The 26,457-nt window shown below is 68.5% G+C and carries 24 protein-coding genes and 1 tRNA gene; 19 read left to right on the top strand and 6 right to left on the bottom strand.

Features of this window, described 5'->3' with window-relative positions; all coding sequences use genetic code 11:
* Positions 1-71: 71 nt before the first annotated feature.
* The 6 genes from F9288_RS20270 (at position 72) to F9288_RS20245 (ending at position 7,055) form a co-directional block, all read left to right on the top strand.
* Positions 72-2,300, top strand: coding sequence for a TonB-dependent receptor (locus F9288_RS20270; protein ID WP_174838434.1), 2,229 nt, complete (start codon positions 72-74; stop codon positions 2,298-2,300).
* A gap of 1 nt (position 2,301) precedes the next feature.
* Positions 2,302-3,489 carry an MFS transporter gene (locus F9288_RS20265; protein ID WP_174838433.1) on the top strand — a complete coding sequence of 396 codons (1,188 nt, stop codon included), beginning with the start codon at positions 2,302-2,304 and terminating at the stop codon, positions 3,487-3,489.
* Complete coding sequence (locus tag F9288_RS20260) at positions 3,486-4,157, top strand: TetR/AcrR family transcriptional regulator (RefSeq protein ID WP_174838432.1); 672 nt, start codon at positions 3,486-3,488, stop codon at positions 4,155-4,157. Before F9288_RS20265 ends, F9288_RS20260 begins: the two co-directional genes overlap by 4 nt.
* A gap of 24 nt (positions 4,158-4,181) precedes the next feature.
* Positions 4,182-5,444 carry a D-arabinono-1,4-lactone oxidase gene (locus F9288_RS20255; RefSeq protein WP_174838431.1) on the top strand — a complete coding sequence of 421 codons (1,263 nt, stop codon included), beginning with the start codon at positions 4,182-4,184 and terminating at the stop codon, positions 5,442-5,444.
* Positions 5,445-5,457: 13 nt separating this feature from the next.
* Positions 5,458-6,603, top strand: a complete 1,146-nt coding sequence (locus F9288_RS20250) for a DSD1 family PLP-dependent enzyme (protein ID WP_174838430.1) — start codon at positions 5,458-5,460, stop codon at positions 6,601-6,603.
* Positions 6,604-6,680: 77 nt separating this feature from the next.
* The gene (locus F9288_RS20245) at positions 6,681-7,055 is read left to right on the top strand and encodes a glycine zipper 2TM domain-containing protein (protein WP_174838428.1); all 375 of its coding nucleotides are present in this window, start codon (positions 6,681-6,683) and stop codon (positions 7,053-7,055) included.
* Between the two features lie 73 nt (positions 7,056-7,128).
* Here F9288_RS20245 and F9288_RS20240 read toward each other — a convergent pair.
* Positions 7,129-7,204: transfer RNA gene (locus F9288_RS20240), tRNA-Lys, on the bottom strand.
* Positions 7,195-7,692, bottom strand: coding sequence for a 2-amino-4-hydroxy-6-hydroxymethyldihydropteridine diphosphokinase (gene folK, locus F9288_RS20235; protein ID WP_174838427.1), 498 nt, complete (start codon positions 7,690-7,692; stop codon positions 7,195-7,197). Before folK ends, F9288_RS20240 begins: the two co-directional genes overlap by 10 nt.
* A gap of 158 nt (positions 7,693-7,850) precedes the next feature.
* On the opposite strand from folK, the gene F9288_RS20230 reads away from it, so the two are divergent.
* The 5 genes from F9288_RS20230 to F9288_RS20210 are packed head-to-tail and all read left to right on the top strand — an operon-like array spanning position 7,851 to position 13,272.
* Entirely contained in the window at positions 7,851-8,717 is an 867-nt protein-coding gene (locus tag F9288_RS20230; protein WP_254620986.1) for a glycosyltransferase family 2 protein, read from the top strand.
* A 2-nt stretch (positions 8,718-8,719) separates the two neighbouring features.
* Positions 8,720-9,526 carry a ChbG/HpnK family deacetylase gene (locus F9288_RS20225; protein ID WP_174839226.1) on the top strand — a complete coding sequence of 269 codons (807 nt, stop codon included), beginning with the start codon at positions 8,720-8,722 and terminating at the stop codon, positions 9,524-9,526.
* A gap of 36 nt (positions 9,527-9,562) precedes the next feature.
* Positions 9,563-10,069: an RNA polymerase sigma factor gene (locus F9288_RS20220; protein WP_254620985.1), complete on the top strand. Its 507-nt coding sequence runs from the start codon at positions 9,563-9,565 to the stop codon at positions 10,067-10,069.
* Positions 10,062-10,988, top strand: coding sequence for a FecR domain-containing protein (locus tag F9288_RS20215; protein ID WP_174838425.1), 927 nt, complete (start codon positions 10,062-10,064; stop codon positions 10,986-10,988). The genes F9288_RS20220 and F9288_RS20215 overlap by 8 nt, the downstream gene beginning before the upstream one ends.
* Positions 10,989-11,013: 25 nt before the next feature.
* Positions 11,014-13,272 carry a TonB-dependent receptor gene (locus F9288_RS20210; protein ID WP_302675305.1) on the top strand — a complete coding sequence of 753 codons (2,259 nt, stop codon included), beginning with the start codon at positions 11,014-11,016 and terminating at the stop codon, positions 13,270-13,272.
* A 66-nt stretch (positions 13,273-13,338) separates the two neighbouring features.
* Here F9288_RS20210 and sdhA read toward each other — a convergent pair whose 3' ends face one another.
* From sdhA to sdhC, 3 genes are read right to left on the bottom strand one after another with little or no spacing between them, the layout of a single operon-like run.
* Positions 13,339-15,141 (bottom strand): succinate dehydrogenase flavoprotein subunit, encoded by a 1,803-nt coding sequence (gene sdhA / locus F9288_RS20205; RefSeq protein WP_174838423.1) that lies wholly within the window; start codon positions 15,139-15,141, stop codon positions 13,339-13,341.
* Positions 15,141-15,524, bottom strand: a complete 384-nt coding sequence (gene sdhD / locus F9288_RS20200) for a succinate dehydrogenase, hydrophobic membrane anchor protein (protein WP_174838422.1) — start codon at positions 15,522-15,524, stop codon at positions 15,141-15,143. Before sdhD ends, sdhA begins: the two co-directional genes overlap by 1 nt.
* Positions 15,524-15,949, bottom strand: coding sequence for a succinate dehydrogenase, cytochrome b556 subunit (sdhC, locus tag F9288_RS20195; protein ID WP_302675304.1), 426 nt, complete (start codon positions 15,947-15,949; stop codon positions 15,524-15,526). The genes sdhD and sdhC overlap by 1 nt, the downstream gene beginning before the upstream one ends.
* 165 nt (positions 15,950-16,114) lie before the next feature.
* Here sdhC and F9288_RS20190 point away from each other — a divergent pair, with 165 nt between their 5' ends.
* Positions 16,115-17,470, top strand: a complete 1,356-nt coding sequence (locus tag F9288_RS20190; protein WP_254620984.1) for a methyl-accepting chemotaxis protein — start codon at positions 16,115-16,117, stop codon at positions 17,468-17,470.
* A gap of 36 nt (positions 17,471-17,506) precedes the next feature.
* Here F9288_RS20190 and F9288_RS20185 read toward each other — a convergent pair whose 3' ends face one another.
* On the bottom strand, positions 17,507-18,361 hold the full coding sequence (locus F9288_RS20185) for an IclR family transcriptional regulator (RefSeq protein ID WP_174838421.1): 855 nt from the start codon (positions 18,359-18,361) through the stop codon (positions 17,507-17,509).
* A gap of 71 nt (positions 18,362-18,432) precedes the next feature.
* On the opposite strand from F9288_RS20185, the gene F9288_RS20180 reads away from it, so the two are divergent.
* The 7 genes from F9288_RS20180 to F9288_RS20150 all read left to right on the top strand — a co-directional run bounded on the left by F9288_RS20180 (position 18,433) and on the right by F9288_RS20150 (position 26,457).
* On the top strand, positions 18,433-19,716 hold the full coding sequence (locus F9288_RS20180; protein ID WP_174838420.1) for an aromatic ring-hydroxylating dioxygenase subunit alpha: 1,284 nt from the start codon (positions 18,433-18,435) through the stop codon (positions 19,714-19,716).
* A 30-nt stretch (positions 19,717-19,746) separates the two neighbouring features.
* Positions 19,747-20,712 carry a fumarylacetoacetate hydrolase family protein gene (locus F9288_RS20175; RefSeq protein ID WP_174838419.1) on the top strand — a complete coding sequence of 322 codons (966 nt, stop codon included), beginning with the start codon at positions 19,747-19,749 and terminating at the stop codon, positions 20,710-20,712.
* A gap of 34 nt (positions 20,713-20,746) precedes the next feature.
* Entirely contained in the window at positions 20,747-21,769 is a 1,023-nt protein-coding gene (locus tag F9288_RS20170; protein WP_174838418.1) for a protocatechuate 3,4-dioxygenase, read from the top strand.
* Positions 21,769-23,415 (top strand): FAD-dependent oxidoreductase, encoded by a 1,647-nt coding sequence (locus F9288_RS20165; protein ID WP_174838417.1) that lies wholly within the window; start codon positions 21,769-21,771, stop codon positions 23,413-23,415. The genes F9288_RS20170 and F9288_RS20165 overlap by 1 nt, the downstream gene beginning before the upstream one ends.
* Positions 23,412-24,386 (top strand): fumarylacetoacetate hydrolase family protein, encoded by a 975-nt coding sequence (locus F9288_RS20160; RefSeq protein WP_174838416.1) that lies wholly within the window; start codon positions 23,412-23,414, stop codon positions 24,384-24,386. Before F9288_RS20165 ends, F9288_RS20160 begins: the two co-directional genes overlap by 4 nt.
* 60 nt (positions 24,387-24,446) lie before the next feature.
* Positions 24,447-24,926, top strand: coding sequence for a MarR family transcriptional regulator (locus tag F9288_RS20155; protein ID WP_174838415.1), 480 nt, complete (start codon positions 24,447-24,449; stop codon positions 24,924-24,926).
* Between the two features lie 187 nt (positions 24,927-25,113).
* Entirely contained in the window at positions 25,114-26,457 is a 1,344-nt protein-coding gene (locus F9288_RS20150; RefSeq protein WP_174838414.1) for an MFS transporter, read from the top strand.

The following is a 26,457-nucleotide window of genomic DNA, read 5'->3' as shown; positions in this document are numbered from 1 at the left end:
AACACGCATTGCCAAAAGAGTATTTATTGCTATCGTTTATGGGCAAAAAAATTCACGGGGGACCGTTCGCGATGAAACGGACTTTTGGAATCACCATCTCGCTGGCGGCGCTGGCTGTCGCTCAATCCGCCGCCGCGCAGGATCAGTCGGCGGCCAATACGGGCGCGGCGCAGGTGCAGGACGTGATCGTCACCGCGCAGAAGCGCAGCGAGCGGTTGCAGGACGTGCCGATCGCCGTCACCGCGATCACGGCTGAGACGATCCAGAACCGCCGCACGCTCGACCTGGTGGACCTGTCCAATCAGGCGCCGGGGCTTCAGATCAAGTCGGACGACAATGGCGCCAACCCGCGCATCTTCATCCGCGGTGTCGGTGTCAACGATTTCAACCCGGCGACCAATAGCGCGGTCGGCATCTATGCCGACGGCGTGTATGTCGCCTCGCCGCTGGCGCAGCGGCTGGCCTTCTTCGACCTGCAACAGGTGGAGGTGCTGCGCGGGCCACAGGGCACGCTCTATGGCCGCAACACCACTGGCGGCGCGATCAACGTCACCAGCAAGCTGCCCGGCAATGAGATGGAGGCCGATCTCTCCGCCGAATATGGCCGGTTCAACTCGGTCAACGTGCAAGGCGGCGCGAGCGTCCCGCTGATCGCCGACAAGCTCTCGGTGCGCATCGCGGGCCTTTACCAGCGCGACGACGGCTACACCCTCAACCGCCTGACCGGCCATTACGGCAACAACACGAATCGCTGGGCGGTGCGCGGCACGGTCCATTTCACGCCGAGCGCCAACGTCACCGACAATCTGGTGGTGAGCACGGGTCGTTCGACCGGCGGATCGATCTGGGCGTACAATCGGCCGCTCCTGACGGAACCGTATCAAAGCGACTCGTTCTGCGCGCCCGCGCTCTACGGCACGGCTCAGTGCATGACCTTCATGGGATACACGAATCCGAGCAAGAACCTCTATCAGGGTGATTACAGCTTCGAGGGGAAGGACAGGGTCAACCTGCTCACCGTCTCGAACACATTGACGATCGACCTCGGCGCGGCATCGATCGTATCGGTGACGGGCTATCAGCATGCGAGCCGCAACGATCAGGAGGATACGGACGCCAGCCCGATCCCGACGATCACCGCCAGCTATATCGCGCGGCAGAACACGTTCAGTCAGGAACTGCGCCTGCAATCGAACGGCCACACGCCGCTGCGCTATGTGATCGGCGCTTATTACGCGCACGATTATCTCAACAACAATTCGGCCTATAACGTGCTCCCGCTTCTCGCATCGGACGACCCGGTGGCGGATGCCGGACAGGGCATTGGCGTGTTCGGCTGGCCGCTGATGCAGAAGGTGGACAGTTACGCGGCGTTCGGCCAGCTCGATTACGACCTGACCGCCAGGCTGACGCTCACGGGCGGTCTGCGCTACTCGGCCGACCACAAGGATTTCCACTATGTCAGCGAGGCGGCGAACGGGCTGGTGCCGATCTTCACCTATGACGGAGCGAAGACGTTCAGTTCGTTCACCGGCAAGGTCGGGGTGCAATATCGCCTGACGCCGAGCGCCAATATCTACGCCAGCTACAATCGCGGCGCCAAGAGCGGCGGTTTCTTCAGCGGGCAGGCGACCGATCCGGCGGACATCGGGCCGTACAAGGACGAGACGGTCAACGCCTATGAAGTTGGGGCCAAGACCGATTGGCTCAACCACACGCTACGCGCCAATATCTCGGCCTTTTATTACGATTACAAGAATTTGCAGGTCTATACGACGGTCATCGACCCGCCGTTCACGCGGCAGCTCTTCACCAACGCCTCCGCCGCGCGGATCTATGGCGGCGAACTGGAGCTTCAGGCGACGCCGACGCGCGGCCTCACCGTGTCGCTCAACACCGCCTATCTCAACGCCACTTATCGCGATTTCAAATCGGCCGGGAACGACTATTCGGGCAACACCCTGCCGTCCGCGCCGAAGGTCAGCGTGCAGGGCGCGGTCGACTGGCAGCATGAGACGCCGTTGGGCACGCTCGTCGCCAACACCAGCCTGTCGTTCCGCAGCAAGGTGTTCTTCGATACGTCGAACGACGCCCGGCTGACCGATCAGGCGCGCGCCTTCGTCGATGCGCGGCTCGGCATCCGTGTCGCGCGGGATCGGCTGGAAATCGGGGTGTGGGGCAAGAACGTCTTCAACGAGACCAATATCTCGGACATGACGCCGATCCCGACGCTCGGCTTCGACGTGTTCAGCGTCGGTCCGCCGCGCACTTACGGCCTGTATCTGAAGGCGCGTTATTGACATGAGCGTCGGGCCTCGTGCGGAAGAGCGCGCGTGGCTCGGTCCACGGCCCGCCGCGATCGAGATGGCGGCGACATTGTTCGCCGGCGTCACCGGCATCATGTTCGCGGGGGTCGGGCCGCTGCTGCTCGGCGCGCTCGAACATGCCGGGCGGTTGAGCGCGGCGCAGATCGGGCAGGCCGGGATGGTCGAGCTGCTCGCCATGGGTCTCGCCGCCGGGCTGACCGGGGCGCTGGCCGGCACGCGCCGGCTGCGCCCGCTGACGATCGCCTGCGGGCTGCTGATGGCGCTGCTCAACGCCGCGACCATGTGGTGCGACGGCTGGGCGCTGGTCGTGGTGCGCGGGCTGAACGGCGTGCCGAGCGGCGCGCTGATCTGGCTGATGACCGCCATGATCGTCCGCGCGCCGCGTCCGGAGCGCTGGGCGGCGATCTATCTGACCGTGCAGACGCTGGCGCAATTCGTCGTCGTCGCCACGCTCGGGCCGTGGGTGGTGCGCCCTTACGGCGCGGACGGCGGCTTCGCGGTGCTGGCGGCGATGAGCCTCGCCGCCGCGCTCGCCGGCTTCGCGGTGCCGCGCGCGTTCGAGCCGCTGCCGGTCGCCGTCGACGAGCCTGGCGGCCTGCCGTCTCCGCGCGGGCTGACGGCGCTGGCCGGGGCGTTCTGCTTCAACGCCGCGATCCTGGCGGTGTGGATCTATGTCGAGCCGCTGTCGCGCCAGGCGGGGCATCCCGCCGGCACCGCCGACCTCGCGCTGTCGCTGTCGCTGGCGGCGCAGGTAGTGGGCGGCACGCTGGCGACATTGCTCGCCGGGCGGATGCGCTGGCTGCCGGCGCTGCTCGGCTCGCAGGTGGCGATGGCGGCGCTGATGCTGCTGTTCGCGCGGTTGCCGGGGCAGGGGGTGTTCCTCGCCGGCTCGGCATTGTTCGGCGGGCTGTGGATGTTCTCCGCCCCGCTGCTCACCCCGTTCGTGATCGAGGCGGACCCGACGCGTCGCGCCGCCGTGCTCGGCTCGGGCGCGGCGCTGCTCGGATGCAGCATCGGCCCGCTGCTCGCCTCGCTGGTGGTGAGCGACAACGACGTGCGCGGCTGCGCGCTGCTCGGCGCGGGGACGATGGCGGCGGCGATGGCGATCGTGCTGGCGGTCCATTTGACTCGCCGCGCCGTAATCCTCACGCGCGCCGCATGACCGATACCGCGATCCCCGCCCGCGCGCGCCGCCCGCGCGCCAGAAAGCCGGCGCTGGCCACCAAGCTGCGCCCCCGGCAGGCGCGCGCGCAGGACACGTTCGAGCTGATCCTCGAGACCGCCGGCCAGTTGCTCGAGCGCATCGGGTTCGAGCAGCTCACCACCAACCTGATCTGCGAGGCGGCGGGCCTCTCGCCGCCGGCGCTCTATCGCTATTTCCCGAACAAATACGCGGTGCTGAAGGAGCTCGGCGACCGGCTGATGCGCGCGCAGGACGACGAGGTGATCGCCTGGGCCGACGCGGGCGGCCTCGCTGGCGATACGTTCGAGGATCGCCTCGCCAAGACGCTGGCGATCCACGAGCGGATGGTGGCGATCCAGCGCGACTTTCCCGGCGGCCTCGCGATCGGCCGCGCGCTGCGCGCGGTGCCGGTGCTTCAGGACATCCGCTTTCGCTCGCGCGACATGGTGGCGGCGCATTTCCTCAGACACATGCGCGAGCTTTACCCCGCCACCGATCCGCGCCGGCTGGAGGTGGTGACGCGCATGACGGTCGAGCTGAGCTACGCCGCGATCGAGATGGTGGTCGAGGAGCCGGACCGCGACGCCGATATCATCAACAGGGAAGTGTGCCTGCTGTTCGCGCATTATTTCGCGACCTTCAGCTAGGCCGGGCAACGGAGAACGGGGCGAATGGAATGGCATAACTGGTCGGGAAGCGTGAACGCGCGGCCGCAGGCGATCGCGAAGCCGCGCGGCGAGGCGGAGTTGCGCGCCGCGATCCTCGCCGCGTCGAAGGTGCGCGTGCGCGGCGCGGGCCATTCCTTCATGCCCTTGTGCGAGACGGGCGGCACGCTGATCGACATGGGCGACTATGCCGTGCCGATCGAGATCGCCGCCGACCGCGCGAGCGCCTGGGTGCCCGCCGGCTGGAGCCTCGCACGGCTGACCGAGGCGTTGTGGAACGAGGGCCTGTCGCTCATCAACCAGGGCGATGTGAACCCGCAATCGCTGGCCGGCGCCACCGCCACCGGCACGCACGGCACCGGCAAGGATCTCGGCAGCCTCTCGACGCAGGTGCTCGCGTTCGAGCTGATGCTGGCGGATGGCTCGCTGGTGATCTGCGATGCGGCGCGCAACCCCGATCTCTTTCAGGCGCAGCGCATCTCGCTCGGCCTGTTCGGCGTGGCGACGCGCATCCGGGTCAACGTGCTGCCGGCCTATTATCTGGAGGAACGGGTCGAGGCGCGGCCGCTCGGCGAGATGGCGGAGCGCTGGCAGGAACTGGGCGCCGCCACGCGGCATTTCGAGTTCTTCGTCTTCCCTTATGCCGACACGGTGATCTTCAAGAGCCTCCAGCCGGTTGCGGGCGAAGGATTGATGCCGCGTTCGAGCGATATCGACGAGCGCCCGTTCCGCATCGCCTGCGAGCTGAGCCGCAAGGCGAATTTCCTGATCCCCTCGCTGCAACGGCTGATGATGCGGCTGAGCAGCAAGCCGTCACGCCGCGTCGGCCCGGCGTGGCAGATCTTCCCCGGCGACCGCACGATCCGCTTCGAGGAAATGGAATATGAGCTGCCCCGCGCGGACGGGATGCCGACCCTGCTGGAAGCGATTTCCTATATCCGTCGCAAGAAGCTGCCCGTGGCTTTTCCGTTCGAGTTCCGGCTGGTGGCCGAGGACGATATCTGGATGTCGCCGTTCAATCGCGGCCCCGGCGCGTCGATCTCCTTCCACCAATATGCGCGGATGCCGTGGCGCGACCTGTTCGCCGGGATCGAGCCGGTGCTGCGCGGCGCGAACGGGCGGCCGCACTGGGCCAAGCGTCACACGTTGCGCGCGGAGGACGTCCACGCGCTCTATCCGCGCACCGGCGATTTCCTGAAGGTGCGCGCCGCGGTCGATCCGGCGGGCAAGTTCGTCAACGCCGATCTGGCGCGGCTGTTCGGCATCTAGGGAGGCAAGGGCCATGACCGACGAGGAACTCCACCGCCATCTGGTCGGCCGTCAGGGATCGCGGCGCGATCTCAACACGCCCGTGCTGGTGGTCGATCGCGACGCGCTAGACCGCAATATCGCGCGCATGGCCGATTTCGCCGCCGCGAACGGGCTGAAGCTGCGCCCGCACGCCAAGACGCACAAGAGCGCCGCGATCGCCCGCCGCCAGATCGCCGCCGGCGCGCTGGGGCAATGCTGCGCCAAGCTGGGCGAGGCGGAGGCGCTGGCGGACAGCGGGATCGAAGGGATATTGATCACCTCGCCGATCCTCTCCGCGCCGGGGATCGAGCGGCTGGTCGCGCTCAACGAGCGGGCCGAGGGGCTGATGTGCGTCGCGGACAATCCGGTCGGCGCGCGCGCCATCGCGGCGGCGGTGACGGCGCGTGGCGGACGGCCGCTGACGCTCCTGATCGACGTCGATCCCGGCATCCACCGCACCGGTGTCGCCAGCCCGGAAGCGGCGGTGGAACTCTACCGCGCGATCGTCGCGGAGCCAGGACTGCATTACGGCGGCGTGCAATATTATTGCGGCTCGCAGCAGCATATCGAGAGTTTCGCAGAGCGCGATGCGGCGATGCGCGAGCGGGCCAATTATCTTCGCGCCGTCCTCGCCGCTCTGGAGGCGGCGGGGGGCAAGCCGCCGATCGTCTCCGGCGGCGGCACCGGCACCCACCGCATCGACGCGACGCTCGGCCTGTTCACCGAGTTGCAGGTCGGCTCCTATGTCTTCATGGACGATCAGTATCGCGCCTGCGCGCTGACGCCGGAGGAAGGCGAGGTGCCGTTCGAGACCTCGCTGCTGATCGACACCCGCGTCATCAGCGCCAATTCGCCGGGGTTGGTGACGGTGGACGCCGGCATCAAGTCGCTGGCGACCGATGCCAAGCCGCCGCTGATCGCTGCCGGCGCGGCGGAGGGGACGGTCTATTTCTTCATGGGCGACGAGCAGGGCGCGCTGGTCCACCCGGCGGGCGAGCTTCCGGCGCTGGACGCGATCGTCTCGCTCAACGCGCCGCACTGCGACCCGACCGTCAACCTGTACGACTGGTATCACGTCGTCAGCGGCAACACCTTGGTCGATCTGTGGCCGGTGAGCGCGCGCGGCCGCTCGCGTTAGCGACGGGGCCGAAAGCGGCCCGATTGAACCTAAACCGTGACGCAGGCGTTCCTGTCTCCGCAAAAAGGAGACATTCCATGCGTATCAGATTAGCCGCCGTCCTCGCCGCCGCCGCTGTCGCGATGCCTGTCGCGTTGCCGGTGCCGGCGATGGCGCAGCATCGCGATTATCGCTGGCAGGGCGATCGGCAGGGCTGGGATGCCTCACGCGCCTATCGGCCCGGCCGCTATCGCGAGCGCCGCCTGACGCGCAACGACCGCATCTACCGCGGCCGCGACGGGCGCTATTACTGCCGGCGCAGCGACGGCTCCACCGGGCTGGTGATCGGCGGCCTCGCCGGCGGTCTGCTCGGCAATGCGATCGGCGGCGACACGCTCAGCACGCTCATCGGCGGCGCGGGCGGCGCGCTGCTCGGCCGCTCGGTCGACCGCGGCAACGTGCGCTGCCGCTGACGGCCAACGGCAGGCCCGGTCGCCTACCCGCGTCCGGGCCTGCGCCGTCACGGACCTGTCCGCCTGGGGGCGCTGGTGGGTCCGCCGGGATTCGAACCCGGGACCTCTCGATTAAAAGTCGCTTGCTCTACCGACTGAGCTACGGACCCGCACCAGCGAAACGCCGGTTAGGGAGCGCGCGCCGCCGGGTCAACCGTGCGTGAAGCTGTCGCGCGGAAAGTCCGGTCAGCGGATCGCGCCAGCCGGGCATCAGCGCGGCAAGCGGGCGGAGCACGAAATCGCGCTCGCGAAAGGCCGCGTGGGGGATGACGAGGCCGGGTGATTCCCACGCCCCGCCCGACCAGGCGATGATGTCTAGGTCGATCACCCGCGTCCCCCAGCGCCGCCCGCGCCGCCGCCCGAAATCGCGCTCGATCCGCTTGAGGCGGGCGAGCATCGCGGGCGGGTCGGCCGCATCCCCCACCAGCGCGACGGCATTGGCATAAGCGCGATTCGACGGGCCGAGCGGCGCGGACGTAACGATCGGCGACACCCGCCGCGCGCCGATCGCCGCCAGTGCCGCGCGCAGCTCCGCGCGCGGGTCGCCGTGGCGGCCGCGGCGATTGGAGCCGAGCGCGATCAGATAGCCGTGCGTCATCGCCCGCGAGGCCCTAGCCGATAACCGGAGATCCATCCCCATTTTCCGCGAAAATTTTTTCGCGGCGCCCGTGCGGGTCGCGCGCGGCGGCGCCGTCATGGCTGATGTGGCCGGGAGGGGAAAACCGGCCACATCGTCGATCAGGGGAAGAAAGCGGCGTGTTTCAGGATTTCACGGGCGCGGTCGGGCTTGGCGCCGCGATAGCCGAGGGGGACTCCCGCAAGCGGGGCTGGTCGGTGCTGCTGCCGTTCTTCAACGAGCGGGATTACCTGCGCGATACGGTGGCGAGCCTGGCCGGTCAGTCGGAACCGCCGTTCCTGATCCTGATCGACAACGGCAGCACGGACGGCAGCGCGGAAGTGGCGGTCGGCGCGGCCCGCGATCACGGCCTGCCTTATGTGCTAGTGCATGAGCGCCGTCCGGGCAAGGTTTCGGCTCTGGCCGCCGGCCTGCCCTTCGTGACGACGCCCTATGTCGCGACCTGCGACGCCGATAGCTGGTATCCGCCGCACTACCTCGCCGCCGGCCAGGCGCTGATCGAGCAAACCGGGCGCGCGGCGGCGGGGGCCTATTTCGTGTCGCGCCGCGCGCGGCTTGTCGAACGCATCGCGGGGACGTTCCAGATCTGCCTCGTCGCGCGGCTGTTCCCCAGCCAGTGCCACGCGGGCGGCGCCGGGCAATTGTTCCGCACCGCCGCGCTGCGCCGCGCGGGCGGTTTCGATCCGGCACGGTGGAATCTGGTGCTGGAGGATCACGAGGTGATGCACCGGCTGCTGCCGCACGGCTCGATCGGCTATGGCGCCGCCCTGTGGTGCGCGCCCGCGCCGCGCAAGCGTGATCGCGCCTCGGTGCGGTGGACGGTGACGGAGCGGCTTTGCTACCTCGCCTTGGGTGCGCGCGCCGGGGACTGGTTCTTCTACGATTATCTCGCCCGCCGCCTCGCCGCGCGGCAATTGTCGAGCGACCGGCTGCGCGAGCGTCCCTTCCAGCAGCCCGTCGCGGATGTCGTGGCGGTGGCGGCGTGACGATGCCGCGTCTCATCGTCTGCGCCGACGATTTCGCGCTGTCCCGGCCGATCAGCGAGACGATCGCGTCGCTCGCGCGCGAGGGGCGGATCAACGCGGTGAGCTGCATGGCGGTCTGCCCCGGCTGGGCGCGCGACGCCGATCTGCTGCGCGGGCTGCCGGCGCACGTGCAGGTCGGGCTGCACGTCACGCTCACCGGCGAGGCGCCGCTTACCGACATGCCGGAATATGTGCCGGCGGGCGGCGCGATGCCGGGGATCGATCCGCTGACGGCGGCGGCGGCGAAAGGCGATTTGCCGCTGGAGGAGATCGCGGGCGAGATCGACGCGCAGTTCCGCGCCTTCCGCAAGGCGATGGGCCGCGCGCCCGATTTCGTCGACGCGCACCAGCATGCGCATGTGCTGCCCGGCATCCGCCGCCTGTTCCTCGACGCGGTGGCGGAACATGCTCCCGGCGCGTGGGTCCGCGATTGCGGCGACCGGGTGAGCGCGATCGCCGCGCGTCGGTGGCGCGGCAAGGCGATCGGCAGCGCCTATCACGCGCGCGGCCTGCGCCGGGCGGCGGCGCGGCGCGGTATCGCCTGCAACTCCAGCTTCGCGGGGCATTACGATTTCCGCGGCGATTACGAGCGCATCTTCCCCACCTTCCTGCGCCGTCCGGGCAGGATGCACCTCATCATGTGCCATCCCGGCGCGGGCGAATTGCCGGGGGACGACATCGCCGGCGCGCGCCCGCGCGAGGCGGCGGCCTTGCACCGGATGCGGATCGCGGACATGGCTCGTGCGCATGGCCTGGAATTCGACGCATGACGGTGCGTGCGCTGCCACGCCGCGAAGGGGCGCCTGATGGCGGAGCCGGCACTGGCTTCCGCTTATGGGGAGCAGCGCGCCCTGTTGCTGCGGCTGCTTACCGCACGGCTCGGCAGCGCGACGGACGCGGAGGATGCGTTGCAGGACCTGTGGTTCCGCATCGTCGCCACCCCGGCCGGGCAGGTGGACAATCCTGCGGCCTATCTGATGCGCATGGCGAACAATATCGCCACCGACCGGCGGATCGCGGCGCGGCGGCGCGTGGCGCTGGAGACGCATTGGGCCGAATCCGGCGACGCGGCGCACGACCTGCCGACGCCGGAACGCGAGGCGCTGGCGCGCGACGCGCTGCATCGGGTGGACGCGACGATCGCCGCGATGCCGGAGCGGATGCGCACCGCCTATCGCCTGTTCCGCATCGAGCAGGTGCCTCAGCGCGAGATAGCCGTGCGGCTGGGCATCTCGCTCAGCGCGGTCGAGAAACTGTTGCAGCGCGCCTATCGCCGGTTGCACGCCATGGCGGACGGAGACGGCGATGAATGAGATCGACGACACGATCCTCGACGCCGCGATCGCCTGGCACGTCCGCCAGGCGACGATGGACGAGCGCGGCTGGGCGGATTTCATCGCCTGGTTGGAGGCCGATCCGCGCCACGCGCGCGCCTATGACGTGGTGAGCATCGGGGACGCGGCGCGCCACCCGCCGCTTGTCGCGGCCAATGACGACGAGGATTTCGCCGCGCCGGCAAGGCGCCATCGTTGGCGTGGCGTCGCCATCGCGGCGAGCGTGCTCGCGGCGACGGTGGTCGGCACGATCGGGGTGATTCAGCAGCGCGGCGGCGGCGGGACGCCGCTGGAGGTTGTCGCCAATGCGCCGCGCTCGCTGATGCTCGCTGACGGGACGCGGATCGCGATGGCTTCCGGCGCGCGCGTGATGCTCGGCGGCGACCGGCGCTCGGCGGCGGTGGAGAGCGGGCGTGTCACCTTCCGCGTCACGCATGACGCCGGCCGCCCCTTCACCGTCCGCGCCGGCGATTGGGAGATCGAGGACGTCGGCACGATATTCTCGGTGATGCGTGGCGCGCGGGGCGTGGATGTGGGCGTCAGCGAAGGTTCGGTGCTGTTCGATCCGCAGAACAACCGAATCGCGCTGAACGCGGGTGAGGCGCTCACCGTGCTCGACGGCCAGCGGATCGTGCGCTCGCGGATCGATTCGGACGAGGCGCGGACCCTGGTTTTTTCCGGTCAGCCGATCCGTTTCGCGGCGGAAACGATCGCGCTCGTCCTCGGGCGGGACGTTCGCGCGGACGATCGCGTCGCGGCCACGCCATTTACCGGCGTCGTCCGATTGACGGGGGACGCGCCGCGCGACATGGCGCATTTCGCGGAATTGACGGGAATGCGCGTTTCTCATGACGGGGGGAGCTGGATCATCGCACCGTCGGCGGGGCCGGCGCGCTAGCTTCGCGATCGCGCTCTCGGGCGCGGTGATCGCCGCACCGCCCGCCATCGCCGCGCTGGCGCAGCCGGTCACGCTCGAAGCCGCGCTGCTGCAACTCGCGGCGCGCACCGGCGGAGAGATCGTCAGCCTGGAGCCGGGGCTGCGGACGATCCGTGTCGAGCCGCCCGCGCCGGAGCTGTCGCTGGAGGCAGCGCTGCGGCGGCTGTTGCGCGGCACCGGCTATCGCGCGGAGCGGATCGGCGCGCGCAGCTATCGCATCGTCCGCGTGGCCGAGCGCCGGCCGGCGCCGCGCGTTTCTCCACCCCCCGGCGAGCAGGCGTCCGCGCCCGACGTGATCGTCACCGCCAGCAAGCAGCGCGTGCCGCTGCTGCGCTTCCCGGCATCGATCACGCCGATCGCGCCGCAGGACGCGCCCGCCAGCGGCCCCACCTCCGCGCTGGGTGATACGGTGCGCTCCACCCCCGTGCTGCAAACCACCGCGCTCGGGCCGGGGCGCGACAAGATCTTCATCCGGGGCATCGCCGACAGCAGCTTCAACGGCGCCACCCAGGCGACGACCGGCTATTATCTCGACGACGTCCAGATGAGCTATTCCACGCCGGAGCCGGGCCTGGCGCTGGTCGACGTCCGCTCGGTGGAGGTGATGGAGGGGCCGCAGGGCACGCTCTACGGCGCCGGCGCGATCGGCGGGATCATCCGCATCGTCCCCAACCCGGCGCAGCTCGACAGCTTCCACGCCGCGATCGCCGGCAGCGGGGCGATGACCGTCGGCGGGCGGCCGGGCGGCGACCTGTCCGGCTTCGTCAACCTGCCGGTCTCGCGCGATGTCGCGGCGGTGCGGCTGGTCGGCTATCGCTCGCATGATGGGGGCTATATCGACGATCCCCTGCTCGGGCGGCGCGCGATCAACGCGGTCGACCGGGTCGGCGGCCGCGTCACGCTGCGCGTCGAGGCGGGCGACGGGTGGCAGGTCGACACCACCGGGCTGGGGCAGCGCATCTCGGCCGGCGACGCGCAATATGTCGATGGCGACGGGCGGGAGCTGACGCGCGCGACGCGGTTGGCCCAGCCTTACTGGAACAGCATCCTGCTCGGCCGCCTCAGCATCCGCAAGCGCTGGGCGGGCGGGCTGGAGTTCGTCTCGGTCAGCGGGGTCAGCCAATATGACGCCAACGATCAGTTCGACGCGACCCCGCGCGCCGCGCCGGGCACGATCGGCTATGTCACCACCCGATCGAACCTGTTGCTGACGGAGGAGGTGCGCCTGTCGCGGTCGCGCGCGAACGGCGAATCGTGGGTCGTCGGGCTGGCGGTGCTGCGCAATCGCGACGCGGAGAATCGCCAGCTCGGCCCGTTGAACGATCCGACCGAGATCATCGGCGTCACCAACGTGTCGCAGAACGTGTCGCTATTCGGCGAATGGACCCGACCGCTCGCCGCCAGCCTCTCCGCCACGCTCGGCCTGCGCGCCACGGAGGCGCGCGTCGACGGCTATCCCTCGCTGAAGCCGCGCGCGGGCGATCTGGTGCGTGGACGGATGACGCGGCGCATCGATCCAACGCTGGCGCTGTCGTGGCAGCTTGCGCCGCGCCTGTCGCTCTACGGCCGGCTCCAGTCGGGTTTCCGTACCGGCGGTCTCGCGGTGGCGCGCGGGATCGGACGGGTGGCGGAGTTCAAGTCGGATTCGATCGGCATGGGGGAGATCGGCATCCGGCACCTGCGCGACGGGCCGACCGGCGTGAACTTCTCCGCCGCCTTGTCCTATGCGCATTGGGACGATATCCAGGCCGACCTGATCGACCGGCGCGGCCAGCCCTATACCGCGAACATCGGCAATGCGCGCATCCTGACCGGGGAGGTGAGCGCGGACTGGGTGCCGGTGCCGCGCCTGCGCTTCGACCTGTCCGCGCTCTACACCGTCAACCATGTGACCGACGGCCAGCGGCTGCCGAACACGCCGCCGTTCAGCGCGCACAGCGCGGCGAGCTATAGCTGGGGGGCGTTCGGCGGGACGATGCGGACGTCGGGGGCGTTCGACTATATCGGCCGCTCGGTGCTCGGCACCAGCCGCTATCTCGATCTCGAACAGGGGGGCTATGCGGTGCTGTCGGCGCGCACCGAATGGTCGCGGCGCGATCTCACCCTGTGGCTGTCGGCGGACAATATCACCGACAGCCGGGGGAACCGCTTCGCCTTCGGCAACGCCTTCACGCTCGCGAACGGCGCGCAGGGCACGCCGCTGCGGCCGGCGACGGTGATGCTGGGCTTCAGGATCGAGCGCTGAACGAAAAGTCCCGCGCAAGGCACTGGCCTCGCGCGGGACTTCCGGTTCCCGTCCGGGAAGGCGGCGTCAGTAAACGCGCTTCTTCGGCTTGATATATTCCGCGTCGTCGGTGAGCGTGTAATCGTGCACCGGGCGGTAATCGAGCGTCGTCGCGCCGCCCTTGCCGCCCCAGCCGTCGAACGTGGCGATGGTGTGCTTCATCCAGTTGGCGTCGTCGCGCTCGGGATAATCCTCGTGCATGTGCGCGCCGCGGCTTTCCTTGCGGTTCTCGGCGCCCTTGATCGTCACGACGGCCTGGCCCATCAGATTGTCCAGTTCCATCGTCTCGACCAGATCGGTGTTCCAGATCAGCGAGCGATCGGTGATGCCGATATCGGCCATCCCCTTGTTGATCGCCTCGATCTTCTGGACGCCCTCCGACAGCAGCGCCGAATCGCGGAACACCGCGCAATGACGCTGCATCGTGCGCTGCATCTCGCTGCGGATCTGCGCGGTGGGCGTGCCGCCGGACGCATTGCGGAAATGGTCGAGCCGGGTGAGCGCCTGCTCCTCAGAGCCTGCCGGCAGCGGGTTGTGCGGCGTGTTCGGCTTGAGCGTGTCCTTGAGGCGCAGGCCGGTCGCGCGGCCGAACACCACCAGGTCGATCAGCGAGTTGGAGCCGAGCCGGTTCGCGCCATGCACCGACACGCACGCCGCCTCGCCGACCGCGAACAGGCCGGGGACGATCGCATCCGGATCGCCGTCCTTCAACTGCACGACCTCGCCGTGATAGTTGGTCGGGATGCCGCCCATGTTGTAGTGGACGGTCGGCGTGACCGGCAGCGGCTGGCGCGTCAGGTCCACGCCCGCGAAGATCTTGCCCGTCTCGGTGATGCCCGGCAGGCGCTCGTGCAGCACCTTGGGATCGATATGGTCGAGGTGCAGGTAGATATATTCGCCGTGCGGGCCGACGCCGCGCCCCTCGCGCATCTCCATCGCCATCGATCGCGCCACCACGTCGCGGCTGGCGAGGTCCTTGGCGGACGGGGCGTAGCGTTCCATGAAGCGCTCGCCCTCGGAGTTGGTGAGATAGCCGCCCTCGCCGCGCGCGCCCTCGGTGATGAGCACGCCCGCGCCGTAGATGCCGGTCGGGTGGAACTGCACGAACTCCATGTCCTGCAACGCGAGGCCGGCGCGCAGCGCCATGCCGTTGCCGTCGCCGGTGCAGGTGTGCGCCGAGGTGGCGGACTGATAGACGCGCCCGCCGCCGCCCGTCGCCAGCACGACCGCGTGGCTGCGGAAGCGGTGGATGCTGCCGTCCTCCATGCACAGCGCGATCACGCCCCGGCACGCGCCGTTTTCCATGATGAGGTCGAGCGCGAAATATTCGACGTAGAAGTCCGCGTCATACTTCAGGCTCTGCTGGTAGAGTGCGTGGAGCATGGCGTGGCCGGTGCGGTCGGCGGCGGCGCAGGTGCGCTGCACCGGCGGGCCTTCGCCCATGTTCTGCATGTGCCCGCCGAACGGGCGCTGGTAGATCGTGCCGTTGTCGTTGCGGCTGAACGGCACGCCAGCGTGCTCCAGCTCGTAAACCGCGGCCGGCGCCTCGCGCACCATATATTCGATCGCGTCCTGGTCGCCGAGCCAGTCGGAACCCTTGACGGTGTCGAACATGTGCCACGACCAATGGTCGGGCGAGTTGTTGCCGAGGCTGGCCGCGATGCCGCCCTGCGCCGCGACAGTGTGGCTGCGCGTCGGGAACACCTTGGTGATGCAGGCGGTCTTGAGGCCGCTCTCCGCGATGCCCATCGTCGCGCGGAGGCCCGAGCCGCCCGCGCCGACGACTACCGCGTCGTAGCTATGGTCGATGATCTGATAGGCGGCGGGCATCAGGCGGCAGCTCCGAAGGCGATCCTGAGGATCGAGAAGATCGCGATCCCGGCGGTGACCGCGACGAACAGGTTGAGGAGGACCATCAGCACCACGCGGTTCTGCGCATGGGCGTAATCCTCGATCGCCACCTGGAGGCCCAGGCGGAAGTGGTAGAAGACCGAGGCGACGAGCAGCAGCATCGGCACCGCCACCCACGCCGACGACAGCCACGCGCGGACGCTGGCGTAATCATAGGCCGGCATGCGGGCGATGGAGATCATCAGCCACGCCATGAACAGCAGGTTGGTGCCGGCGGTGACCTTCTGGTGCCACCAGTGATAGACGCCGTGATGCGCGCTGCCGAGGCCGCGGACCCGGCCAAGCTCGGTTCCCGTTCCCATCACTTGATCCCCAGATAGAGCCAGAAGGCGATCGTCAGCAGCGTCGAGCAGACGAAGGTGAGGATCGCGAGCAGCCGGTTCGTCTTCAGCTCGAACGCCGCGCCGGTATCCAGCACGAGATGGCGAATGCCGCTCATCATATGCTGGAACAGCGACCAGGTGAGGCCGACGCCGATCACCCAGCCGAGCGGGTTGAGATGCCCGGCGGCGTTGGTGAAGACGCCGGTGAAGGCGGCATAGGCCTCGCCGCCCGCCGCGATCGCGGCGAGCCACCAGACGAGCAGGATGGCGCCCACGGTCGCCATGCCGTCGCCGGTGACGCGGTGGAGGATCGAGGCCAGCATGGCCGGGCTCCAGCGATAATGAATCTGGAGTGGGCCGCTGAAGAGGTGCGGGCTGCGCGGACGCGCGGGTTTCGAGGCCAAGGGCGTGTTTCCTGCGATGAGCCGACGGTTCGGGCGGGTCTATGAGACGCCAAGCGCGGCGATGCAAGCGCGCAGGGCCGCTTCGATCGTTTCGATCCCCGCCTAACCGGTGATTAACCAGTGATCGTTACCTCCTCGCGCGGTATCAGGAATGGAGCCAGAGCGTTGCCCACCGACTTGCCCGCACCCGGATCGATCGCCGCGACGGTGGATATCGCCGGCAGATTGAAGGTGTTCGACGCCGACGGCACCCTGCTGGCCGCCAGCCGCGACGTCTGGGCCGCGATCGAGCCGGAGATCCGGCAGGTCGCCGCCGCTTATTGGGATCAATGGGTGCGCTGCTTCGCCGACCAGCGATCATGGGCGCCGGACGAGACGGAGAAGATGATCGATCTTGGCTGCGTCTTCCTGCGGCACCGTTTCCTCGACACCGCCGGCCGGGCGTGGATCGAATCGATCGAGCGTTCGGTGGCGGCGGCCTATGCCGCCGACGTGTCCAAGACCGCGCTGCTCTCGATGATCAGCGCCAGCGACCGCGCGGCGCTCGACGTGCTGATGCGGCGGATCGAGCGCAACGATCCGCGACTCGTCGGCATGGTCGACACGCTGATGCGGCTTTCGGCACTGGAGGGGGAGATCACGGTCGCGATCTATTCCGCCTATCTCGAATTCACCGGCAAGGTCGCGCGCGACCGGCTGGCGAGCGAGTTCCACGACGGGATCGCCGCCACGGTGGAAAGCGCGACGTCGGAGGGCGGGGCGCTCCGCCTGCTCGCCTCGGGCGCTTCCTCCTCGACGCGCGGCGTGCTCGGCAAGGCGAGCGAGGTCGCCGCCGCCGCCGAGCAGTCCGCCGTCGCGATGCGCGAGGCGGCGCTCACCGCCGCCGGCCTGATCCGCGCGATCGAGGATGCGCGCGGCGAGGTTGAGGTCGCGGCCGAGATCGCCAATCGCGCCAGCGCGCAGGCCGGCGCGGCGGTCGGCGTGTCGCAGATGCTGTCCGATCACGCGCAGTCGATCGAATCGATCCTCGGCCTGATTCGCGACATCGCCGGGCAGACCAACCTGCTCGCGCTCAACGCCACGATCGAGGCGGCGCGGGCGGGCGACGCCGGGCGCGGCTTCGCGGTGGTGGCGCAGGAGGTGAAGAGCCTCGCCAACCAGACGGCGCGCGCTACCGACGACATCGCCGGCAAGATCGCCGCGATCCAGTCCGCCACGCGCAGCACGGTGGAGACCAACGTCAGCATCAAGGCGACGGTGGCCGAGGTCGAGGATTCGGCCAACCGCATCCGTAGCGCGATGGAGGCGCAGGCGCAGACCGTCACCGCGATCACCGCCGCCGTCGACGAGACCGCGCTGGCGGCGGATTCGATGTCCAGCACGATCGCCGCGATCCGCGAGGATACCGAGGCGGTGGCGGGCGAGATCGACGCGTTCGGCGCGGGATTCGATTCGCTCTCCGGCCGGCTCGCCGTGCTGAAGGCGAGCGCCGGGGATTTCGCGCGCAAGGTGGCGGTGTAAGTCCTCGCCGGCCGGGCGCGGCGGCGCCCGCCCGATTCACCCCGCCGGAAAATGGAGACGCGAGTTGAGCCGCTGCGAGCATGAGGCGCAGCAGCGCAGCAGCGCCTCGATCAGCCGGCGCGGCGGGCCGTGCTCGCCCAGTTCGGAACTGGGGATCATCACCGTCACCACCGCGCGCAATTCCTCGTCCTGATCGAACACCGGCGCGGCGACCGCGCCGTGGCCGAGGTTGAACTTGTCGCGCGTCCAGCAGACGTAATGCTGCTGGATATCGGCGATCTGCCGCATGAACTCCTGCCGGTCGGCGATGCGGAAATCGGTCTCGCGGGCGCAGAGGTGGCCGAGCAATTTCTCGCGCCGCTCGCGCGACTGGAAGGCGAAGGCGATCCGCGCGGAGGGGGAGTGCGGCAGGGTCAGCACCAGCCCCGGCTTCACGTCGATATGGATCGCCTGCGGCGCGGGGATCGATCGCACCACCACCGCGTCGCCGCCGGCATCGGTGCATAGCAGCACCGTCAGCCCGGCCTCGCGCGCGAACGCGACGAGATATTCGTCGAGCAGGGTGATGAGATCGAGCCGCCCCGCCGCGATATGCCCCCAGCGCACCAGCCGCCAGCCAAGCTCATAGCCCCGGCTTCCCTGCCGCCCGACCAGCCCGAGCTGCTCCAGGTTGGCGAGATGGCGCGAGGCGCGCGACTTGGTGATGCCCAGCATGGTCGCGACGTCCTGCACCGAAACCTTGCGGCCGCGCTCGGCGAGGAAGTCGATGATCGCCGTGGCGGTCGCCACCGCCTCGATCTTGCCCAGCCCGGCGGTCGGCGCTTGCCGGCGCGGATCGCGGTCTTTGCTCGCGGACAAATCCTGTTGCGACATGTGCAACAAATAGATCATCGTGTTGCGCATGTCGATACTGATCGATAGCCGGAGCGGGACGATTCAACCGGCTTTTGGGGAGGAGGAAGATGGCCAGTCCGGCACAGAATGAGCGCCTGACGCGCGTCGGCCCTGGAACGCCGATGGGGGAATTGCTGCGCCGCTACTGGCATCCCTTCGCCGCCGCCGCCGAGATCGACGATCTCGGGATCAAGCCGGTCAGGCTGCTGGGCGAATCGCTGGTGGCGTTCCGCGCGGGCGACGGCAGCTATGGCCTGATCGACCGCCAGTGCCCGCATCGCCGCGCCGACATGGCGTTCGGCATCATCGAGGAAGACGGCCTGCGGTGCAGCTACCACGGCTGGTGCTTCGGGGCGAGCGGCCAGTGCCTCGAGCAGCCTTACGAGGACATCGCCAACCCCAAGGCGCGCTTTCGTGACAAGATCCGCACCAAGGCCTATCCGGTCGAGGAGAAGGCCGGGATGCTATGGGCCTATATGGGGCCGGACCCGGCGCCGCTGGTGCCGAACTGGGAGCCGTTCACCTGGGAAAACGGCTTCCGGCAGGTCGTCTATGCCGATGTGCCGTGCAACTGGTTCCAGTGCCAGGAGAACAGCCTCGATCCGGTCCATTTCGAATGGATGCACCGCAACTGGACGTCGCGCCTGTCGGGCGACGGCAGCTACGGGCCGAAGCATCTGGAGCTGAAGTTCGACGAGTTCGAGTTCGGCCATATCTACCGCCGCGTCCGCGAGGATACCGACAAGGACAGCCAGCACTGGACGGTCGGCTCCACCGCGCTTTGGCCCAACGCCTTCTTCCTCGGCGACCATATCGAATGGCGCGTGCCGGTGGATGACGAGAACACGCTGAGCATCACCTGGATGTTCCATCGCGTGCCCGTGGGGCAGGAGCCTTATGTCCAGCAGCGCGTACCTTACTGGCACGGGCCGGTGAAGGACGAACGCGGCGAGTGGATCACCAGCCATGTGCTCAACCAGGACATCGTCGCCTGGGCCGGGCAGGGCGCGATCGCCGACCGCACCGAGGAGCACCTCGGGCAGAGCGATCTCGGCATCATCATGCTCCGCCGCGCCTTCGACGAGAATATGAAGGCGGTGGCCGAGGGTCGCGATCCCAAGGGCCTGGTCCGCGATCCGGCGCGCAACGAATGCGTCGAGCTGCCGATCAAGCACCGTGAGATATTCACCACCTCGATGACGCTGGAGGAAAGTTGGGAGCTGGGCCGCAAGCTCGCCTACCGCTTCAACCAGCCGCACTACCCGCATCAGGTAGGGCAACCCGAAGAGATCAAGCGCGAGTTCCAGGTGGCGATGGGGATGATCGCACCCGACGCCGAACACACCATCTGACCGCCCCCGCGGCAGGCACAGGAGAGCAACATGAAGCTGGGCACCATCAGGATCAACGGCAAGCCGACCGTGATCGCGCGCGTCGCGGACGACAAGGCGGTCGCGCTCGATTTCCCGTGGATGGAGGATCTGATCGAGGCCGGCAACGCCGGTCTGGACGCCGCCGCCGCCGCGATCGACGCCGCGCGCGCCAGCCGCCTGCCGGTCATCGACCTCGCCGACGCCGACTGGATGGCGCCCAACCCGCGCCCGTCGAAGATCCTCGGCTGCGCGGTCAACAACAACAACCTCAACCAATATGCGGTCAAGCCGATGACCGCGCCGATGTTCTTCACCAAGGGCCGCTCGGCGTTGACCGGCCACAACAAGCCGATCGAGCTGCTCAAGGATCACGGCCAGTCGATCCCCGAGCCGGAGCCGGTGATCGTGTTCGGCAGGAACGCGAAGAACGTGCCGCCCGAAAAGGCGCTGGATTACGTGTTCGGCTATACGCTGACCAACGACGTCACCGCGAGCGGCGTGAAATTCTCGCAGGATTCGATCGCGCTGAAGCAGCGCCCGGAAGTCATCAAGCCGCACCATCTGGCGTGGCGCCCGAAGTTCGAGGGCGGCGAGGACACCTATCTGCTGTTCATCTATCACAGCAAGTCGAAGGGCGCCGACACCTTCGCGGCGATGGGGCCGTGGCTCACCACCAAGGACGAGATTCCCAACCCCAACGCGCTGCGCGTGCGCGGCTATATCGACGGCGAATGCTATGCCGACGACAGCACCGCGAACTATTTCTTCCCGGTCGAGCGCGTCATCTCCGAGGCGAGCAAGTGGTTCACGATGGAGGTGGGCGACTGCCTGCACACCGGCACCGCCTCCAAGGGCACCGAGAAGCACCCGCGCGGCAATATCGGCACCTACCTCAACCTCTATGACGGCAAGCTGACCGACGTGGAGATCGACGGGCTGGGCAAGCTCACCAACCGCATCTCGGTCGGCGCCTGAGCCGACCCGGTAAGCACCTGCGCGCGGAGGATTTATGGCCCGGATAGTGCTCGGAATCGGCTGCGCGCATACGCCGCAGCTTCACACCATGGCGGAGGACTGGGATCTTCGCGGCGATCGTGACCGCAAGGACGGCGTGCCCCTGTGGTTCCACGGCAAGAAGCTGCCCTATGCGGAGCTTGAGGCGGCGCGCGCGCATGAGAAGATCGGCGAGCGGCTGGCGATCGACACGCGCCGCGCCGCGCTGGAGGCGTCGTTCGCGGCGATGGACCAGCTCCACGCGCTGTTCCGCGAGGCGGACCCCGACGTCGTGGTGATGATCGGCAACGACCAGCACGAATTCTTCTCGGATATCGTGCCGGCCTTCGCCGTGATCGCCGCCGACGAATTGCCCAACCTGCCGCGCACCGCCGAGCAGAATGCGCGGCTGCCGATCGGCATCGAGCTGTCGGACCACGGCCATCTGCCCGACGAGCGCGTCGCCTTCCCCGGCGACCGCGCCTTCGGCCGGCATATCGCGCGGCATCTGGTGCGCGAGGGCTCGTTCGACGTGACCTTGTGCCATGAGAAGCCGACCGTGCGGAACGAGAAGTCGCTGATGTACGGCCTGCCGCACGCCTACGGCTTCCTCTACAAGAACGTGATGCGCGATTGCGTGAAGCCGAACGTGCCGGTGGACGTGAATTGCTGGTATTACGACAACAGCCCGTCCGCCGCGCGCTGCTACCGGTTCGGCGGCGCGGTCGCCCGCGCGATCGAGGCGTGGGACAGCGACGCGCGCGTCGCGGTGCTCACCACCGGGGGCCTGACACATTTCGTGGTCGACCCGGAATGGGATCGCCGCTTCCTCGACGCGCTCGCCAGCGACGACGAGGCGGCGCTCTGCGCCATCCCGCAGAACGAGCTGATGGCCGGCACGTCGGAGTGCAAGAGCTGGATCGCCACCTCGGCGGCGATGCGCCAGGCGGGGCTGAAGATGCGCGAGGTCGAATACCAGACGCTCTATCGCACCGAGGGCGGCACCGGATCGTCCTGCGCGTTCGTGGCGTGGCAGTGATGGCGGGCGATACGCAGGTTATCATCAGCGGCGCCGGCCCGGTCGGGCTGGTGGTGGCGCTGGACCTCGCGCGGCGCGGCGTGCGCTCGACGGTCGTCGAGACGCGCAAGGCCGGCGAGCCGCCGAGCGTGAAGTGCAACCATGTCGCCGCGCGCACGATGGAGGCGTTTCGCCGGCTGGGCTTCGCGGACCTTGTGCGCGATGCCGGCCTGCCGGCGGACTATCCCAACGATTGCGTCTATCGCACCAGCGTGACGCAGGGGCATGAGATCACGCGCATCCCGATCCCCGCGCGCGCCGAGCGCCGGACCGACTTCACCGGGCCGGATACCTGGTGGCCGACGCCGGAGCCGCCGCACCGGATCAACCAGATCTATCTGGAGCCGCTGATCTTCGCCGAGGCGGCGGCCAATCCGCTGATCGCGATCCGCAACGAGACCGAGCTGGTCGAGGCGACGCAGGACGCGGACGGCGTCACCGTCACGGTGCGCGACCTGCCGAGCGGCGCGACCGAGACGCTCGCCGCGCGCTATCTGGTCGGCTGCGACGGCGGCCGCTCGCGGGTGCGCTCGATCATCGGCGCGAAGCTGTCGGGCGACGCGGTGGTGCAGCGCGTGCAATCCACCTACATCCGCGCGCCGCGCCTGCTGGAGATGATGCGGGGGCGTCCGGGTTGGATGAACCTGTCGCTCAACCCGCGCCGCTCCGGCAACACGGTGGCGATCGACGGGCGCGAGACGTGGCTGATCCACAACTACCTCTACGAGCATGAGGAGGATTTCGACGCGATCGACCGCGACGCCTCGATCCGCGCCATCCTCGGCGTGGGCGATGATTTCGACTATGAGATCATCAGCAAGGAGGACTGGATCGGCCGCCGTCTCGTCGCCGACAGGTTCCGCGACCGGCGCATCTTCATCTGCGGCGACAGCGCCCACCTGTGGGTGCCCTATGCCGGCTTCGGCATGAACGCTGGCATCGCCGACGCGATGAACCTGACGTGGCTGCTCGCCGCGACGCTGGACGGCTGGGGTGGGGAGCGGCTGCTCGATGCTTATGAGGCGGAGCGGCTGCCGATCACCGAGCAGGTGTCGCATTTCGCGATGAACCACGCGCTGAGCGCGATCGCGCATCGCCGCGCGGTGCCGGAAGCGGTGGAACTGGACGGGCCGGAGGGCGAGGCGGCGCGCACGGCGCTGGGGCGGCAGGTCTATGCGCTCAACGTCCAGCAATATTGCTGCGGGGGCCTGAACTTCGGCTATTTCTACCCCGATTCCCATATCATCGCCTACGACGGGGAGGCGCAGCCGGGCTATTCGATGGCCGGGTTCGAGCAATCGACCGTGCCCGGATGCCGCACCCCGCATTTCTGGCGGCGTAATGGCAATTCCGCCTATGACGATTTCGGCCGGGATTACACGTTGTTGCGCTTCGATCCGGCGATCGACGTGTTGCCGCTGGAGCGGGCGGCGGCGGCGGTCGGGATGCCGCTGACGGTGATCGATGTCGCGGCGGATGAGCGGACCGGCGTCTATCGTCACAACCTGCTGCTCTCCCGCCCGGACCTGCATGTCGGCTGGCGCGGCGATGCGCTGCCCGGCGACGTGGCGGGGCTGGTGGATCAATTGCGTGGAGCCGTCCGATGAAGCTGGTGACTTTCCGCAATAGCGCGGGGCAGGCGCGCCCCGGCGTGCTGCTCGGCGGCGACCGCGTGTTCGACATCGCCGCCGCCACCGCGCGCGACGGCGGCGGCGATGTGCTTGGCGACATGCTCGCGGTGATCGCCGCCGGCCGCGCCGGGCTGGAGCGGATCGCGCGGCTGATGGCGGGCGGCGAGACGATCGCGCTGGGCGAAGTGACGCTGCTCGCGCCGCTCCCCCGCCCGACGCAAATTCGCGACTGCGGCAATTACGAGAAGCATGTGCGGCAGGCGATCGCCGCCGCGATGCAGCTCCGTGCAAGGGCGACGCCTGACCCGGAGGCGACGCTGGAGAAGTTCCGCGCCGCCGGCCTGTTCGAGATTCCGCCGGTGTGGTTCGAGCAGCCGCTCTATTACAAGGGCAATCCGATGAGCGTCGTCGGCCCCGATGCGGACGTGATCCGCCCCCGCGCCGCGAAGCTGATGGACTACGAGCTGGAGCTGGCCGTCGTCATCGGCGGCCCCGCGCGCGACCTGACGCCGGAAAATGCGCTCGACGCCGTTTTCGGCTACACCATCTTCAACGACTTCTCCGCGCGCGACCTCCAGTCGCGCGAGACGCAATTTCGTTTCGGCCCGGCCAAGGGCAAGGATTTCGACACCGGCAATGCGATTGGGCCTTGTATTGTCACCGTCGACGAGATCGCCGATCCGGAGGCGTTGACGATGATTGCGCGCGTCAACGGCGATGAGCGCGTGCGCACCACCTCCGGCGGCGGGCAGCATTCGATCGCGGGCACCATCGCCTATATCTCGCAGGACGAGACGCTGCATCCCGGCGACCTGATCGCGATGGGCACGGTGGGCGACGGCTGCGGCTATGAGAGCCTGACCTTTCTCGACGACGGCGACGTGGTGGAGCTGGAGATCGAAGGGATCGGCGTGCTGCGCAACCGGCTGGTGGGGCACGGCAACTGAGCGGGATGCGGGTGTCGCCGGCTATTTGCCGGGCGGCCGGTTTGTGCGATGGCTGCGGCGATGTCTGACCAGATCAGGGGCCTGCCGCCCTATCGCCATTCCATCGCCGGCCTGTTGCTCGCCGCGCGCGAGGCGACGATGGCGCCGATCCGCCCGAAGCTGCGCGCCGCCGACGTCACCGAGCAGCAATGGCGCGTGCTGCGCGTGCTGACCGACGAGGGGCCGCTGGACATCGCCGCGCTCGCCGCCAATGCGATGCTGCACGGCCCGAGCGTGACGCGCATCCTGAAGGAACTGGGCGAGCGCGGGCTGATCGAGCGCGAGGTCGATCCACAGGACAAGCGCCGCTCGATCATCGCGATCACGGACGCGGGTCGCGCGCTGGTCGACAGGACGGCCGAGCATACCCGCGTGCTGGTGGAAGGCTATCGCCAGGCGTTCGGCAAGGAGCGCCTCGCCCGCCTGATGGAGGAACTCGCGGCGTTCCGCGCGGCGCTGGTGGCGCTCGAAAAGGACGAAGCGGCGCGCGACGACAGCTGACGGGCGAGGTAACGCCCGGTCGTTTCGCCCGCGTCTTTTTCGTCGCATTTTTCGCGAAGGAAACAGCGTCGGAAATGCTTTCCCGATTGCGCAGCCTTCGCGCGATATGTATCGTATTACGATACTTGGTCGCGTATTTCGATCCAGTTCAGTGCGTGTTTCATGTGCGGGACGAGGCAGGAGTGGAATGATGCATGGCGTAGCGACCGGCGATGACGGCCCGGCCAAGGACGCGGCGGCCTATCCGCGCGGGAGGCGGCCGTGGCTGCTGCTATCCTATCTGACATTGCTGTTCGTGCTGTCGTTCGTCGATCGCAACATGATGCGCTCGATGGTCGATCCGATCCGCGCCTCGCTGGGGATCAGCGACGTGCAGATCAGCCTGCTGGAAGGCGCGGCCTTCGCGACGCTCTACAGCATCATGATCATCCCGATGGGATTCGCGGCGGACCGCTTCAATCGCCGCACGCTGCTCGGCACGGCGGTGATCGGCTGGTCAGGGATGACGATGCTGGCCGGTTTCGCCTCCTCCTATCGCATGTTGTTCGTCAGCCGCATGGGGCTGGGGGTGGGCGAGGCCGCGCTTCAGCCCTGCGCGATGTCGATGATCCGCGACAGCTTCCCGCCGCAACGCCGCGCCTGGCCGCTGGCGATCTACACTACTGCGCCGCTGGTCGGCTCCGCGCTGGCGCTGGTGATCGGTGGCGCGCTCTACGGCTTCGCCAAGTCGGGCGGGGCAAGCAGCATCCCGATCCTCGGCGGCATCGAGCCGTGGCAGTTCGCGATGGTCGTGCCGGGCCTGTTCGGCCTGTGCCTGGGCCTGACGATCTTCCTGTTCCGCGAGCCGCGCCGCGTCGACGTCGATACCGGTGAGAGCGCCGGGCTGAAGGATTCGTTGCGTCACATGCGCGGCAATACGGGGCTTTACGTGCTGGTGTTCGGCGCGGCGGTGTTGTGGTCGCTCGCCAATACCGGGTGGAGCGCGTGGCTCGCCCCGGCGATCGAGCGCCAGCATCACCTGCCGCCGGAAGTGGTAGGCCCGACCGCCGGGACGATCGCGCTGATCTGCTCGGCGATCGGCTCGCTCGGCGCCGGCTTCCTGATCGACCGCCGCTCGCTGGCGGGGGACCGGGATGCGATCCTCAAGATCTCGATCTGGTTGCAGGCGTTGCAGATCGTGCCGGTGATCGGCATGTTCACGGTGCAGGGGACGACCGGCGTGTGGGTCTGCCTCGCGCTGTCCAATCTGCTGATCGGCTCGATGCCGATCGCCGCCTTCGCGATCATCACCGAGATCACGCCGGGCCACCACATCGGCAAGATCGTCGCGCTGTTCAATCTGGCGCAGAACTTCCTTGGCCAGACGATCGGGTCCGCCGTGTTCGCCTTCGTCGGCGAGGAAGTGATCGGTGGGCCGCTCGGCATCGCCTGGGCGATCATCCTTTGCTACCCGCTGATCATGGCGGTGTCGCTGGTGCTGAGCGTGATGCTGATGCGCGCGCGCCGCCGCTTCCTCGCCCGCAACGGCTGA

This window comes from Sphingomonas sp. CL5.1 (assembly GCF_013344685.1).
Lineage (GTDB): Bacteria > Pseudomonadota > Alphaproteobacteria > Sphingomonadales > Sphingomonadaceae > Sphingomonas.
Note: the sequence above shows the minus strand (reverse complement) of the source record. Positions and strands in the feature narration are given on the sequence as shown.

Bases quoted from the DNA above. Each gene is read 5' to 3' on its own strand.
- F9288_RS20270 (WP_174838434.1), top strand. From the start codon at position 72: ATGAAACGGACTTTTGGAATCACCATCTCGCTGGCGGCGCTGGCTGTC.
- F9288_RS20265 (WP_174838433.1), top strand. From the start codon at position 2,302: ATGAGCGTCGGGCCTCGTGCGGAAGAGCGCGCGTGGCTCGGTCCACGG.
- F9288_RS20260 (WP_174838432.1), top strand. From the start codon at position 3,486: ATGACCGATACCGCGATCCCCGCCCGCGCGCGCCGCCCGCGCGCCAGA.
- F9288_RS20255 (WP_174838431.1), top strand. From the start codon at position 4,182: ATGGAATGGCATAACTGGTCGGGAAGCGTGAACGCGCGGCCGCAGGCG.
- F9288_RS20250 (WP_174838430.1), top strand. From the start codon at position 5,458: ATGACCGACGAGGAACTCCACCGCCATCTGGTCGGCCGTCAGGGATCG.
- F9288_RS20245 (WP_174838428.1), top strand. From the start codon at position 6,681: ATGCGTATCAGATTAGCCGCCGTCCTCGCCGCCGCCGCTGTCGCGATG.
- folK (WP_174838427.1), bottom strand. From the start codon at position 7,692: ATGACGCACGGCTATCTGATCGCGCTCGGCTCCAATCGCCGCGGCCGC.
- F9288_RS20225 (WP_174839226.1), top strand. From the start codon at position 8,720: ATGCCGCGTCTCATCGTCTGCGCCGACGATTTCGCGCTGTCCCGGCCG.
- F9288_RS20220 (WP_254620985.1), top strand. From the start codon at position 9,563: ATGGCGGAGCCGGCACTGGCTTCCGCTTATGGGGAGCAGCGCGCCCTG.
- F9288_RS20215 (WP_174838425.1), top strand. From the start codon at position 10,062: ATGAATGAGATCGACGACACGATCCTCGACGCCGCGATCGCCTGGCAC.
- sdhA (WP_174838423.1), bottom strand. From the start codon at position 15,141: ATGCCCGCCGCCTATCAGATCATCGACCATAGCTACGACGCGGTAGTC.
- sdhD (WP_174838422.1), bottom strand. From the start codon at position 15,524: ATGGGAACGGGAACCGAGCTTGGCCGGGTCCGCGGCCTCGGCAGCGCG.
- F9288_RS20185 (WP_174838421.1), bottom strand. From the start codon at position 18,361: ATGATCTATTTGTTGCACATGTCGCAACAGGATTTGTCCGCGAGCAAA.
- F9288_RS20180 (WP_174838420.1), top strand. From the start codon at position 18,433: ATGGCCAGTCCGGCACAGAATGAGCGCCTGACGCGCGTCGGCCCTGGA.
- F9288_RS20175 (WP_174838419.1), top strand. From the start codon at position 19,747: ATGAAGCTGGGCACCATCAGGATCAACGGCAAGCCGACCGTGATCGCG.
- F9288_RS20170 (WP_174838418.1), top strand. From the start codon at position 20,747: ATGGCCCGGATAGTGCTCGGAATCGGCTGCGCGCATACGCCGCAGCTT.
- F9288_RS20165 (WP_174838417.1), top strand. From the start codon at position 21,769: ATGGCGGGCGATACGCAGGTTATCATCAGCGGCGCCGGCCCGGTCGGG.
- F9288_RS20160 (WP_174838416.1), top strand. From the start codon at position 23,412: ATGAAGCTGGTGACTTTCCGCAATAGCGCGGGGCAGGCGCGCCCCGGC.
- F9288_RS20155 (WP_174838415.1), top strand. From the start codon at position 24,447: ATGTCTGACCAGATCAGGGGCCTGCCGCCCTATCGCCATTCCATCGCC.
- F9288_RS20150 (WP_174838414.1), top strand. From the start codon at position 25,114: ATGATGCATGGCGTAGCGACCGGCGATGACGGCCCGGCCAAGGACGCG.